The sequence below is a fragment of the Gordonia otitidis NBRC 100426 genome, assembly GCF_000248075.1.
Taxonomy (GTDB): Bacteria; Actinomycetota; Actinomycetes; order Mycobacteriales; family Mycobacteriaceae; genus Gordonia; species Gordonia otitidis.
Genome location: NZ_BAFB01000116.1, coordinates 1 through 13,595, shown reverse-complemented (window position 1 = coordinate 13,595; position 13,595 = coordinate 1). Strand labels below are relative to the sequence as shown.

At 65.6% G+C, this 13,595-nt stretch carries 13 protein-coding genes; 2 read left to right on the top strand and 11 right to left on the bottom strand.

Annotation, left to right across the window (positions count from 1 at the left end; all coding sequences use genetic code 11):
- The 3 genes from GOOTI_RS12155 to mtrA form a co-directional block, all read right to left on the bottom strand.
- Positions 1-1,437: LpqB family beta-propeller domain-containing protein (locus GOOTI_RS12155; RefSeq protein ID WP_039994025.1), on the bottom strand; the 1,437-nt coding region annotated here is incomplete at its 3' end.
- 20 nt (positions 1,438-1,457) lie between these two features.
- Positions 1,458-3,281 (bottom strand): MtrAB system histidine kinase MtrB, encoded by a 1,824-nt coding sequence (gene mtrB / locus GOOTI_RS12150; RefSeq protein WP_007238889.1) that lies wholly within the window; start codon positions 3,279-3,281, stop codon positions 1,458-1,460.
- Complete coding sequence (gene mtrA / locus GOOTI_RS12145) at positions 3,278-3,955, bottom strand: MtrAB system response regulator MtrA (RefSeq protein ID WP_005170551.1); 678 nt, start codon at positions 3,953-3,955, stop codon at positions 3,278-3,280. Before mtrA ends, mtrB begins: the two co-directional genes overlap by 4 nt.
- A gap of 93 nt (positions 3,956-4,048) precedes the next feature.
- Here mtrA and GOOTI_RS12140 point away from each other — a divergent pair, with 93 nt between their 5' ends.
- The gene (locus GOOTI_RS12140; protein WP_039994022.1) at positions 4,049-4,699 is read left to right on the top strand and encodes a dTMP kinase; all 651 of its coding nucleotides are present in this window, start codon (positions 4,049-4,051) and stop codon (positions 4,697-4,699) included.
- 82 nt (positions 4,700-4,781) lie between these two features.
- Positions 4,782-5,663 (top strand): Rv0361 family membrane protein, encoded by an 882-nt coding sequence (locus GOOTI_RS12135; protein ID WP_007238887.1) that lies wholly within the window; start codon positions 4,782-4,784, stop codon positions 5,661-5,663.
- Positions 5,664-5,837: 174 nt separating this feature from the next.
- Here the strand turns inward: GOOTI_RS12135 and ahcY are convergent, their stop codons facing one another.
- The 8 genes from ahcY to GOOTI_RS12095 form a co-directional block, all read right to left on the bottom strand.
- Positions 5,838-7,310, bottom strand: coding sequence for an adenosylhomocysteinase (ahcY, locus tag GOOTI_RS12130; protein ID WP_007238886.1), 1,473 nt, complete (start codon positions 7,308-7,310; stop codon positions 5,838-5,840).
- Positions 7,311-7,559: 249 nt separating this feature from the next.
- Positions 7,560-9,155 (bottom strand): APC family permease, encoded by a 1,596-nt coding sequence (locus tag GOOTI_RS12125; protein ID WP_083835909.1) that lies wholly within the window; start codon positions 9,153-9,155, stop codon positions 7,560-7,562.
- A gap of 185 nt (positions 9,156-9,340) precedes the next feature.
- On the bottom strand, positions 9,341-10,288 hold the full coding sequence (locus GOOTI_RS12120; RefSeq protein ID WP_007238884.1) for a cation diffusion facilitator family transporter: 948 nt from the start codon (positions 10,286-10,288) through the stop codon (positions 9,341-9,343).
- Between the two features lie 158 nt (positions 10,289-10,446).
- Positions 10,447-10,743 (bottom strand): WXG100 family type VII secretion target, encoded by a 297-nt coding sequence (locus tag GOOTI_RS12115; RefSeq protein ID WP_007238883.1) that lies wholly within the window; start codon positions 10,741-10,743, stop codon positions 10,447-10,449.
- Positions 10,744-10,890: 147 nt separating this feature from the next.
- Positions 10,891-11,220, bottom strand: a complete 330-nt coding sequence (locus GOOTI_RS12110) for a WXG100 family type VII secretion target (RefSeq protein WP_007238882.1) — start codon at positions 11,218-11,220, stop codon at positions 10,891-10,893.
- A gap of 126 nt (positions 11,221-11,346) precedes the next feature.
- Positions 11,347-12,192 carry an ESX secretion-associated protein EspG gene (locus GOOTI_RS12105; protein WP_007238881.1) on the bottom strand — a complete coding sequence of 282 codons (846 nt, stop codon included), beginning with the start codon at positions 12,190-12,192 and terminating at the stop codon, positions 11,347-11,349.
- Entirely contained in the window at positions 12,189-13,247 is a 1,059-nt protein-coding gene (locus tag GOOTI_RS12100) for a PPE domain-containing protein (protein WP_007238880.1), read from the bottom strand. The genes GOOTI_RS12105 and GOOTI_RS12100 overlap by 4 nt, the downstream gene beginning before the upstream one ends.
- Positions 13,248-13,341: 94 nt before the next feature.
- Positions 13,342-13,595 (bottom strand): PE domain-containing protein (locus GOOTI_RS12095; RefSeq protein ID WP_007238879.1); only part of this gene is annotated, 254 nt, incomplete at its 5' end.

The following is a 13,595-nucleotide window of genomic DNA, read 5'->3' as shown; positions in this document are numbered from 1 at the left end:
TATGACCGCGAGCACCACCTGACCGCCGACGATCAGTGCGACACGGACGCCGTCGGGAGACACCTGGAGTTCGGTGATCGGTCCACGAGCAACCGTGGCGAGCGAGGACGCATCGACCGTCGACACGACCTCGCTCGAGTTCTGTGAGTCCCGCACCGCGCGCACGGGTTTACCGTCGATCACCGCCCACACTGTGTCGTTCTCGTGTGCGCCCGAGAACGACGGACGTGTGATCGACGTCCCCGAGGCCAGTTCGGACACCTGGCCGCCGTATTGTCCAGACACGAGTTGCAGACCTGCCCCGCCCCGCGCCGCGACGACCGCCGCCACCGCGTCGCCGTCCGACGAGATCGAGGCAGACCGCACGTCACGGCTGGTGCCGAGGTCACCGCCCGACGGGGTGGTCCCGGTGTCGGTGACCTTGAGCAGCGCACCGTCGCGGACGATGTTGAGACCGACGTCGGTGCTTGGCGTCGAGAGCGGATCGAACGACTTCACGTCGGCGGGCTGCCAGCCTGCGCTCCGTTCCGGGATGAGTGGAGCGCCGTCGGCATTGATCACATACGGCCCGCCGATGTCTGCGGCATTCAGGGTCCAGATGATCTGTGCGGCCAGTGACGTCCGGTCGCGCACGCCCAGCGTGCCCAGTCCGGTGAGTTCGACGCGCACACCGCCGCCCGAAATCTGTGCGGCTTGACCGCGGAGCGCCGAGCCGGACGGAAAGCCGTTGTCGACAGCCGAGGCGAGGTCCTCGGCGGGTCCGGCGATCAGCCTGTTCAGCAGGATCGTCGGGTCGGCGTCCTGATTGCCGTAGAACCAGCGCGGGTCGGACACCAGATGCTGATGTGTGCGATCGGTGAAGTACAACGACACCGACCTGTAGGTCGCGACGAATCGACTCCTGTCGATCATCGCACCATTCGGCAGCGGGCCGTCGATGAGCCATTGGTCGCCGTCGCGGACGAGGCTGATGGTCGTCTCGACGCGCCCGCTGGCAGGCAGCAGTTGACTGTTCGACTTGAGCACTGCCACGTTGTCGCCGACCAGTCGCATACGCACCGAGTTCTGGCTGCGCTGGTCGACGAACGTGTTGATCTCGTCGAGGATGATCGAGTCGCCTCGCTCGTCCCACTGTTCCGACGACGGCTTGGTGAGGAACCGACGTGCAGCGGCGTGTCCGTCGGTCGGCGACGCCGTCGCCTCCAGGAATGCCCGCACCAGTGCCTCGGGGTCCATGTCGGACTGCGGAACGGGAACCGCGTTGGTCGGCCCCTCCCGTTTGAACGACTCGATGGGCTGTGGCGACGAATTGTCCGGCACACCGCCACACGCCGCGAGCACGATCGCGGTCACGAGCACGCCGATCAGTGCGGCGAGGCGCCGAGCACCTCGTCGCCGGTGCGACTCCGGGTGTGTCGCCCTCCCGACGACGGACAACGCACCTCCGGTGTACGCACTCACCGCGACCCCCCATCGTCGGCGTCGGAGATCTCCGACGCCGGACCGGGACTCGTCGCGGCGTCCGGTTCGCCGCCCCCGCCGGCGCTCGGGAGCTCAGCGGTCGCCGACGGCGAGCGCTCCTCGTCGGAGCCACTGGTCTCGTCGGAGCCACTGGTCTCGTCGGGTCTGGACGCGCTCGGTTTCGACGCCTTCTGCGGCAGACTGCGAACCGACTGACCGACCGGTTTGAGCGGTAGCGGACTACCGAGAACCTTGTGTCCGCGCACCAGCGGGATCGTCAGCCGGAAGCACGCACCCTTACCCGGTTCGCCCCACGCATCGAGGCGACCCTGATGCAGCCTGGCGTCCTCGATGCTGATCGCCAGACCGAGGCCCGTGCCGCCCGACCGTCGGAACCTGGACGGATCCGACCGCCAGAAACGGTTGAACACCAGCTTCTCCTCGCCCGGCCGTAGCCCGATGCCCTGGTCGCGGACCGTGATCGCCACAGCGTCGCCGTCGGAGCGCATGGTGAGTGTGACGGGTTTGCGTTCGCCGTGGTCGATGGCGTTGGCGAGCAGATTGCGCAGGATGCGTTCGACGCGTCGCGGATCGATCTCCGCGATGACCGGCTCGGCCGGGAGGTCGAGAATGATCTCGGTGCCGGTGTCCGCGGCGAGATGCGACACCGTCGCGAGCGCACCGTCGATCGGAATCGCCATGTCCATCCGTTCAGCGGCGAGTTCGGCCATACCCGCATCGTGTCGGGAGATCTCGAGGAGTTCGTTGAGCAACGTCTCGAAACGGTCGAGTTCCTTGTCGAGTAGTTCGACGGAACGCTTGCGGACGGGGTCGAGGTCCTCACGGCCTTCGTAGAGGACGTCACTGGCCATACGGACAGTGGTCAGCGGGGTACGCAGCTCGTGGCTGACGTCCGAGGTGAACTGCCGCTGCAGCCCGCCGAACTCCTCGAGGTGCGTGATCTGTTTGGACAGGCTCTCGGCCATGTCGTTGAACGACATGGCCAATCGCGCCATGTCGTCCTCGCCCCGCACCGGCATACGTTCCTTGAGGCGCCCGTCGGCGAAGCGTACGGCAATTCTCGACGCCGATCGCAGCGGCATCACCGCCTGCCGGGACACCAGCCACGCGATGGCGGCGAGCAGTCCGAGCAGCACCACGCCACCTGTGAGCAGGGTGCCGCGAACCAGATCGACTGTGTTCTGCTCGGTCGTGAGCGGAAACACCAGGTAGAGCTCGAGTCCCGGCACCGACGAGTTGGTGGGAGTTCCGATGACGAGTGCCGGAATCGATCCGCCCGCACCGTCCGTCACCCGCGAGTACTGGTAGGCGACCTGACCGCCCTGCACCATGTCGCGCAGATTGCGCGGGATCTCCGAGATCGGTCCGACCCCGAACTGTGAGCCGTCACTGCCCGACCTCGGGACGATGAGCACGCTGTCGAAGGTGCCGACGGTCCCCGACGTCTGGCTGGTGTCAACGTCGCGGTCGGTCAACAGTGAACGCGTCTGCCGAAGCCGGTTCTGCACCGACGTGTTGCCGTCGCCGCTGGCGAGGTCACGTTCGACGGCGACGCGAGCGCGCTCGACCTCCTCGGTCGCAGCGCCCAGTTTCACTTCGAGCAGACGGTCGGTGATCTGGCTCATCAGGACAAAACCGAGGATCAGCAGAACCACGAAGGACAGCGCGAGCGTCGACACGACGACGCGCAGCTGCAAGGAACGTCGCCAGATGCGGCCGAACCTGTGGCCGATGGCGCCTGCCGCCCGGGTGAATCGGCCGAGCGTGCTGTTGACGCGACGTCGGGAACGACCGATCACGGCGGGCCGGCCTTGTAGCCGACCCCCCTCACCGTCAGGACGACCTCGGGATTCTCCGGGTCTGTCTCGACCTTGGCGCGCAGACGCTGGACATGCACGTTGACGAGTCTAGTGTCCGCCGGATGGCGGTAGCCCCACACCTGCTCGAGCAGCACATCACGGGTGAACACCTGTCGCGGCTTACGGGCGAGGGCAACCAACAGATCGAACTCGAGCGGGGTCAACGAGATGGGCACCCCGTCACGCGTGACCTTGTGTGCGGGCACGTCGATCTCGACGGGTCCGATCGACAACAGTTCCGCGGGTTCCTCGTCATTGCGGCGTAGGCGGGCGCGCACGCGTGCGACGAGTTCCTTCGGCTTGAACGGCTTGACCATGTAGTCGTCTGCACCGGACTCGAGTCCGAGCACGACGTCGACGGTGTCGGACTTCGCGGTCAGCATCACGATCGGCACACCCGAGTCGGCGCGCAGCACCCGACAGACGTCGATCCCGTTCATGCCGGGAAGCATGAGATCGAGGAGGACGAGGTCGGGGCGAACCTCTCGAACCGCGGTCAACGCCTGAGTTCCGTCGGAGACGACGAAAGGTTCGAAACCTTCGCCGCGCAACACGATTGTCAGCATCTCGGCGAGCGCGGCGTCGTCGTCGACTACGAGGATGCGAGGCTTCATGGCTTCAATGGTGACACTTCTGTGATCGAACCGTCGTGATTGACGCGCCGACGCGCGATTCGCGCATTCGCACCGACGCGCCGCCTACCATGCGTGGGTGTGCTGATCGCGATCGAGGGCTTGGACGGTGCGGGAAAGAACACGTTGGTGACGGGATTGGTCGACGACCTGGCGCGCCGCGGCGCCTCGGTGGCGACCTTCACGTTTCCGCGATACGGGGCATCCGTCTACGCCGACGTCGCCGCGGAGGCCCTACACGGCGAACACGGTGACCTGCGCTCGAGCGTGAATGCGATGGCACTGCTGTTCGCGCTCGACCGCGCAGATGCCGCCGCGCAGATCCGTGCGGCGGTAGCCGACGTCGACGTCGTGATCCTCGACCGTTACGTCGCGTCGAATGCCGCCTACAGCGCGGGTCGGTTGCAACAGGATGCCGCAGGTGATGTCGTGCGATGGGTCGCCGACCTCGAGTTCGGCAGATTCGACGTCCCGGTCCCCGACAAGCAAGTACTCCTCGGTGTACCCGCGAGCGTCGCGATGGAGCGGGCGCGAGCACGCGCGGCGTCGGACCCCTCCCGACAGCGCGACGCCTACGAACGCGACGACGAGCTGCAGTCGCGCGTCGATGCCGTGTACCGGCAATTGGCCGCACAGAACTGGATGACACCCTGGATCGAAGTCGGCACGGATTCCTTGGATTCGACGGAACCTGCGCGCCTTGCGGCGCGTCTCATTCCCGAATGACCGCGGCGTCGGATTCCGTCACCTCTTCGCTAACCTCGACCTCGAACTCGACCTCGACTGACACCGTCTGCCAAGGAGCGACATGACTTACCCGCCCCCACAGGGACGCGGCACGCCCATGCAGGGCCAGTACCCGACGCAGACCGGGCCCGTCGAGGGCGATGGGGGCCAGCGGCCCGCCCCGCGGCCAGACGCAGCGCGGTATGCCGAAACACCTCCCCATCCGGGGGCGGCGCCCTCTCGGCAAGCGCCACCTCATCCCGGGTCGTCGCAGGCACCCTACCCAGCTCCGCCACCACCGCACGTCCGCGCGCCGCACTACCAGACGCCGCACTACCCCGTTTCGCCGCAGCAGTCCGGACAGCTGCCGGGATGGGATTCACCGTTCGTGCACATGCAGACCAGTAGGTCGACACCCAACCGTCTCCTGATCGCGGGCATCGCCGCAGGTGTCGTCGCGATCGTGGCCCTCGGCGCCGTCCTGCTCGTCGCATTGTCGTCGGCAGTCGCCGACTCCTCGTCGAACGTCGCGACCACCACCGCGGCCCCAAGCGACACCGGCGAGACGGCACCTGACGGTCCCGGTCAGCAAGGGCAGGGGCAGCAGGGTCAGGGAGACGACGACCCGTCGGGAGCTTCCGCCGACGCAACTCAGACCGCAGCGGTTCGGGCAGCGATGCAGCGCTACATCGACGCCTACAACTCCCGCGACCTCAACCAGATCAAAGCCGCCACGTGCACGGGTCTGCGCAACCAGGTCCGTGCGCCCCGGGCACCGGGCACCGTGGTGCTCGACAATGTCTCAGGCGTACAGGTCAGCGGCGACGTCGCGCAGTCGCTCGTGGAAACCCACCTGACCGACTGCAGTCAGACCTCGCGGACCACCACCGACAAGGCATCGTTCAGCAACGAGCAGGGCACGTGGTACTTCTGCCCGAACGCCCAACCCTCGTACAGCACATAGATCGAGATACGGTGGGGTCGAAAAACACCGGGGTCGAAAAACACCGGGGTCGAGAAAACCTGGGGTGTTGAGACGTCCGGCTGTCGAGAACGGATCACACGAGTAGGGGGTGTGGGCGACACTGTCGCCCACACCCCCTACTCGTGATCGCCTGAAACCAGTGGCAACGGCCGCTCAGTAGCGGTAGTGCTCAGGCTTGTACGGCCCCTCGACGTCGACGTTGATGTACTCGGCCTGCTCCTTGGTGAGCTTGGTCAGAGTGCCGCCGAGCGCTTCGACGTGGATCTTCGCGACCTTCTCGTCGAGATGCTTGGGCAGCCGGTAGACCTCGTTGTCGTATTCGTCGTTCTTCGTCCACAGCTCGATCTGCGCGATCACCTGGTTGGAGAAGCTGTTGCTCATCACGAATGACGGGTGACCGGTCGCGTTGCCGAGGTTCAGCAGTCGCCCCTCGCTCAGCACGATGATCGACGAACCGTCGTCGAACACCCACTGATCGACCTGCGGCTTGATGTTGATCCGCTTCGCACCGGAGTTCTCCAGGCCTGCCATGTCGATCTCGTTGTCGAAGTGCCCGATGTTGCCCAGGATGGCCTGGTTCTTCATCTTCTTCATGTGCTCGAGCAGGATGATGTCCTTGTTGCCCGTCGACGTCACGACGATGTCGGCGTCGCCGATCGCCTGTTCGACGGTGACGACGTCGAAACCATCCATGAGAGCCTGCAACGCATTGATCGGGTCGATCTCGGTGACCTGCACACGAGCACCCTGACCTGCGAGCGATTCCGCGCATCCCTTGCCGACGTCGCCGTAGCCACAGATCAAGACCTTTTTGCCGCCGATCAGTACGTCGGTGCCTCGGTTGATGCCGTCGATCAGCGAATGGCGGGTGCCGTATTTGTTGTCGAACTTGCTCTTGGTGACCGAGTCGTTGACGTTGATGGCCGGGAATGCGAGCTCACCCGCCGCCGCGAACTGGTAGAGCCGGAGAACACCGGTGGTGGTCTCCTCGGTGACACCCTTGACCGACTCGGCGATCGTGGTCCACTTCGTCTTGTCCTCGGCGAAACTGTTGCGCAGCAACTCGAGGAACACCTTGTACTCGGCCGGATCGTCGTCTTCTGCGGGCGGCACCACACCTGCCTGCTCGAACTGTGCGCCACGCAGCACCAGCATCGTGGCGTCGCCACCGTCGTCGAGGATCATGTTGGCCGGCTCATCGGGCCAGGTGAGCATTTGTTCTGCAGCCCACCAGTACTCCTCGAGGGTCTCGCCCTTCCACGCGAAGACGGGCACACCCTTGGGCTCGTCGACGGTGCCGTGCGGGCCGACGACGATTGCGGCGGCAGCGTGGTCCTGCGTGGAGAAGATGTTGCACGACGCCCAGCGCACCTGCGCGCCGAGCGAAACGAGGGTCTCGATCAGTACTGCGGTCTGCACGGTCATGTGCAGAGAACCCGAGATGCGCGCACCCTTGAGCGGCTGCACGTCGGCGTACTCCCGGCGCAGTGACATCAGGCCTGGCATCTCGTGCTCGGCGAGCCCGATCTCCTTGCGGCCGAACTCGGCCAGCGACAAGTCGGCAACCTTGAAATCGATGCCGTTCTTGGTGTCCACCTGCGGTGCGTCGTTCTGCACCATGGTCATGTCATCCCCTTGTCCGTGATGGCGTCGTCCGAGGCACTCGTCCTCGAGAACCCGCGTATGTGAGGGTGGTGGGCCCGCGGCTCGCCTCGGCCCATCCGTGCGTGCGCGCGATGCGCGCAGTGAGTTGTTCCACCCACGAGGCTATCTAACCCTGACCGGTAGGCGGAGGCTGGCCACCCGCGGCTGCGTGGTCCAACCCCCCCACCGAGCGAGGGATCGTCGGCGCGTGCGCGCAGCGGCGCCCGGCGTTCAGGCTCGGGACGTCGGGTCGTCGCCGCGTGGCGCGTCACCGGAAGACGCCGCCTCGGCGGTCTCTCCCGATTCTCCGGAAGTCGACCCGTTCGGCGTCGCGTTGTCGGTGACGCCCTTGACCTCTCCGCGCTCCCGACGACCGACCATGGAGTGCCGCATTCCGTAGAGCAGATACAGCAGCACGCCGATGACCATCCAGATGACGAATCGAATCCACGTCAGCGCCGACAGGTTCAACATGAGCCACAGACACGCGAGGATCGCGAGCACGGGGATGATCGGTCCGCCGGGAACGGTGAATCCGCGCGGGAGATCGGGTCGGGTCCTGCGCAGCACGAGCACACCGGCGGCGACGACGATGAAGGCAAACAGTGTGCCGACGTTGACCATTTCCTCGAGTTTGTTGATCGGGAAGAATCCCGCGACGACGGCGACGACGACGCCGATCAGCACCGTCAACCGTGCAGGCGTTCCGAACTGCGGGTTGGTCTTGGCCAGGCCGCGCGGGAGAAGCCCGTCACGGCACATCGCGAAGGCAACGCGCGACTGACCGAGCATCAGCACCATGACGACCGTCGTCAGGCCGGCGAGTGCTCCGACGGCGATCACCTTCTCCGCCCAGGTGACACCGTTCAGTGCGAACACGTCGGCGAGGTTCTTCGAGTCGCCTCCGCTGCTGGCCAGCTGCTTGTAGTTGGCCATACCGGTGACGACGATGGTCACCAGCACATAGAGCACGGTGACGATCAACAGAGAGCCGAGAATGCCGCGCGGAACGTCCCTGCGGGGGTTACGTGTCTCCTCCGCCGTGGTGGCGACGACGTCGAATCCGATGAACGCGAAGAACACGATCGAGGCGGCCGCGAGAACGCCGTACCAACCGTAGGACGTGTCGCCACCGCCGGTCATCAGCGAGAACAGCGTCGAATCCACGGACGCCTTGTCCCCTGCCGCATGTTCTGCCGGAGGCACGAACGGGGTGTAGTTGGCGGTCTTGACGTAGAAGAAGCCGACGATGATGACGAGCAGAACGACGCCGACCTTGATGGCCGTGATCACTGCGCTGACGCGGGATGAGAGCTTTGTCCCGAGCGCGAGCAGCGTTGTCACGGCGGCAACGATGAGGATCGCGCCCCAGTCGATGGTGTGTGATCCCACGTCGACTGTGCCGCCGGAGAACCCGAACACGCTTCCGAGGTAGCTCGACCACCCCTTCGACACCACTGCCGCACCGACCGCGAACTCGAGGATCAGGTCCCATCCCAGAATCCAGGCGAGGAACTCACCGAAGGTGGCGTAGCCGAAGGTGTAGGCGGACCCCGCGACGGGGACCGTCGATGCGAACTCCGCGTAGCAGAGGGCGGCCAGCGCACAGGTGATGGCAGCCATCACGAACGACAGTGAGATCGCTGGACCCGCTTTGTCGCCCGCGGTCGACACAGTGATCGTGAAGATACCGGCGCCGATCACCACCGACACGCCGAAGACGATGAGGTCCCGCCACGTCAGGTCCTTGCGAAGCCTGTGGTCGGGTTCGTCGGTGTCTGCCATCGACTGCTCGACGGACTTCGTACGCGTGAATGCGTTGGCCATCAGCGGTTCTCCCTGCATGTCTGGTCAGCAAGTGTCGGATCAACACGCCGACACATCGTCCGTGTGCTCGACCGATGCGGAGTGGGAGCGACTTGTGATCCCCCGACTCGACGGCGTGCTCGCGCAACCAGGGTTCCGGTCATCGCGGATTCACACGCTACCGACAATGGCGGTGGCGTGAGGGACTAACGCGAAGACGTGTCGGTACGCGGGGGCTGCGTGCCCCGGTCGAGATCCGGCTCGAGGTAGATGATCCGAGCTTGTGGTACGACCGTACGAATCCGAGACTCCGCATTGTCGATGATCCGGGCGACGTCGACGAGGTCGGTGTCCGCGGGGACCGCGATCTTGGCCGCAACGAGGAGTTCGTCGGGCCCGAGATACTGGGTCTTCATGTGGATCACGCGGTCGACTCCGTCGGATTCGAGCGCACCGCGCAACGCGATTTCCTCGTCCACTGTCGCACCCTCCCCGATGAGGAGGCTCTTCATCTCGACGATCAGCACGATGGCGATCACACCGAGCAGGACCCCGATGGCAAGCGTGCCGACACCATCCCACACCGCGTTGCCGGTGAGCATGGTCAGGCCGACGCCGAGCAGTGCCAGGAGCAGGCCGACCAGCGCACCGCTGTCTTCGAGCAACACAACCGGAAGCTCCGGGTTCCGCGAAGTGCGGATGAACCGCCACCACGACGCACGGCCCTTGAGTGGCCGCGATTCCCGCAACGCGGTGGTGAAACTGTAACCCTCCAGGCAGATGGCCACGAGCAGGATCACGATCGCGACGATCGGTGATTCGAGCCCGTGATCGTGTGCGTGGGTAATCTTTTCGATGCCTTCGTAGATTGCGAACATCGAACCAAGCGTGAAGATCACGAGCGCCACGACGAACGAATAGAAGTACCGCGCGCGCCCGTAGCCGAACGGATGCAGTTGATCGGCTTCCTGACTCGCCCGCTTCTGACCGAGCAACAACAGCCCCTGATTGCTGGTGTCGGCCACCGAGTGCACACCTTCGGCGAGCATCGACGACGATCCCGTGATCGCGAAGCCGACGAACTTGGCCACTGCGATGCCTGCGTTGGCGGCGAGTGCCGCGAGAATCGCCTTCTTGGAACCTTCGGCCGACACCAGTGTCCTCCCATCGACTGCGCGTCCGATGACTCTAACCGACGGCCGCAGCGGCCGATGACCTCACCGACATGCGCCGCTACGACCGACGAGGACCCGTGCCGCGGTGTGGGTGTTCCTCCCGAACGACCCACACCGCGAGCAGCCGGACTCCTGGCTCAGATCGAGCCGAAACCACGCCCGATCGCTCCGTCGAGTTCCGACATGGTGTTCGAGGCGTTCTGCACCCCCCGGTGCAGTCCGAGCAGGTGATCGCGTGACTGGAGGAAGACACGATCCCAGTTCGCCTGTGCCTCTTCGTAGGCCACCTTGGCCGTCGTGGACGACCAACTCGAGTCGAGCGAGTGCACCTGGCGCTTGAGTTCGTCGGCGAGGTCGCTCAGACGACCGAACTCGGCCTGGAGGTTGCCGCTGAGGTCCCCGAGGCTGGCGAAGTTGTATTCGATGTGTCCCATGACCGGATTCCGTTCTGACGGGCTCGAGCCCTGAGGCGTCGAGCGTGAATAGGCTTGTGCGTGAACATGATTGAGAATGATTGTGGTTGCGGATGAATTGATTGCGGATGAATTGATTGCGAATGGACGACTCGGTGGCTGTGACACTCAGAGGCGTACGCCCCCGGGTTGGAACCCGCCTGCGATCTGTCCGTCGTTGTCCTCGTAGCCCGCGAAGCCGCTGCTGAGCTTGTTGCGGATGTCGTCGAGTGCGTTGTGCAGCACCAACGCGGATGAGTTCCAATCGGCGTGGGTGTCCGTGAAGGCCGTCGACGCCTTGCCCTGCCACGTGGCCGCGCCGTTCGAGGACGCACGCGCGATACGTCCGATGGTCTCCTGCATGTCGCCGACGATTCCGGCCACCGACTTGGTGGTGGCCATTGCCGATTCGACATCGACCTTGACCGCGCCTGCGCCGCCGTCACCGAGATTGAGCATCTGGAATCCTCCTGTGGTCGAGCACCGACTCACGGTGCCGTGCGGTATCCGCGGATCAGATACCGATGGTGTTCACGACGGCCGGAATCGGTTCCGGTGTCGTGTCCCCGACGATGTGCCCGGCACTCACCGGAACCACGTACCGTCGGGAAGGGTCTCGATGAGCAGACCGACAGCCTGCCCGATACGGTGACCCGATCCCGGCGACAGCGTGGTCCACACCCTGCCGTCGGGAGATCTACTGGGCCCGGCGACAATTCGACCTCGGGAGGTGTCGATGATGCCGAGTGCGCCTGGGGACTGGGTGTGCAGGCCGTCACGGTGGGAGACAGCGACGATCTCCGTCCGTCGAACGACGTCGGAGAGGGCGCGTGCCACCGTCCCCGCGTCGGCCGACGACATACCCAAGCGCGTGAGTGCGTGCGTGACATCGTCTGTGCGCCGACACCGCCCGAGCCGATCGGCGAGCTCGTCACACGGACATGCAAGCGCAGCGAACCGGAGAGCCGCGCTAGGACGACTCTCCGAATCACCCGACCCGTTGTCCGTCATTCGTGTGCAGTGTTTACGAACCACCGCGCAAACGTCCGCGACGTCGCGGAGTTCCACGACGCTGATCTCGACGGTGTCGTCGATTCGCACCGCGAACGCGTGTTCGTCGCCGCGGGTCGCGAGACATGCACGTATCGCGCCGGATTCGGTGAAAGTCCGGATCTCGAGTTCATGATCGGGACAGCCGAGAACCCGCAGCGCCGCCGCGAGCCACGGGACGGGATCGTCGACGTCGTCGATGATTCCGAGTTCGGCGATCCGCACGTCGGCCGCAGCGTCCGTGCGACTCGCGCGATACGCGTCGTCGTCGACCTCGAGCATGTCCAGAACCACCGGCCAACAGGCGACCCCGAGCCTCGCACCCACTCGACGGAGCGTCGCCACCTCCACTTGCCCTCCGCGCGCAGCCGTCCAGATCATCGGGTGGGCACCTCCCCCAACCGGAGCGCCTGGTCGAGATATGCGGGATCGATTGTCGGCGAGCCGGATTCGATGTCGACGGTCAGCTCCACTCGCGATGTCGCAGCCACGCCGAGGTCGGCCCACGTCGCTGGTAGATCGCGGGTGATGCTCGCGCAGCATGTGCTTTCCTCGGTCGCGACCTCCCGTGGGATCGCGCTCGCCCGCGGCGCGGCACGGTGGTCGTGTGTCGCACCGGCCATCGACGCCAGGGGTGGTGGTGTCGGCTCCGGCGGCTTGAGGGGTTGCGCATGCGCTGCCGCTGCGGGGACGACAGCCTGCGTTGCAGAAGCGAGTGTGGTGGCGGCATATCCGGTCCTGATCTGTGACGGAATCCCGGGAGGCACGACGGGGACGACTCCCCCGTCCACCACCGCAGACGCTGCGGACTGAGGAGTACTCCGGCCCGCACGGTCGGATATGCCGTTCGACCCCGCAGCCGTCGCCCGCTCGGCGTGCAGGGCTGCGTCGGAGACCAGCAACGGTGCCCGATGCTCGAAGTGCCACTGTCGAGCCGCCGGTGTCGCCGCCTGTTCGTAGGCCTCCATCACGCGAGCCGCACGCATACGCTGATCGTGTCGAGCGCGCTCGGCATGAGCTGCGGCACCACTGATCACCGGTGCGACGGCACTCACCGACCGCGCGAGGTCGTGAAGTCCGTCGACGAGCTCGACCTCCGCGGTGGCGGGCATCGACAACCGGGCAACGGCCGCCGCTGCACTCTGTTCCTCTGCGCGTACCGCATTCACCGTCGCGTCCTCCGCGACATCGCTCATCCAGCGACCCAGTGTCTCGAGCTGATCGAGCGCGGCGTGCGCATTCGTCGACTGCCACGAGTTTCGGATGCGATCGAGCACATCCACGTAATCGACAGCAACTTCGGCCACCTCCGCGGCGACGACTGCCCAGGCGACACCTGCGTCCACCAGAGATGCGGGGCCCACACCGGAGGCGAGATCGGCGGCGAGTCGGTCGGTGGTACGTGCGTGCCATACGACACCGGTGAAACCGGTCACTGCAGTCTCCTTTCTCGATGGCAGGGGCAATCCGCGATGACGAATGAGTGTGCAGCGCGCCTCGCGAGAGGTGCGCAGCCAGCTGTCGGCGGGTTCAGGTGCGCAGTCCGCCGGCGGCTGCGTCGTCGACGTCGACGACGCGTGTCGCCTGGAGTCGCAGCGTGGCCGCGAGTTTGCGCAGTTCCAGTACACCGGTCGCCGCATCGTCGTCGAATGCTCTCGCAACACTGGTAAAAGAGTTGGCGACGCTGGTCGACACCTCGTCGCAACCGGCAGCGGTCACCGTCGTCCGCGCTGTCGCGGTGCCGATGGTCCGTTCCAGCCGATCGGCGAGCCGATCGAGATCGG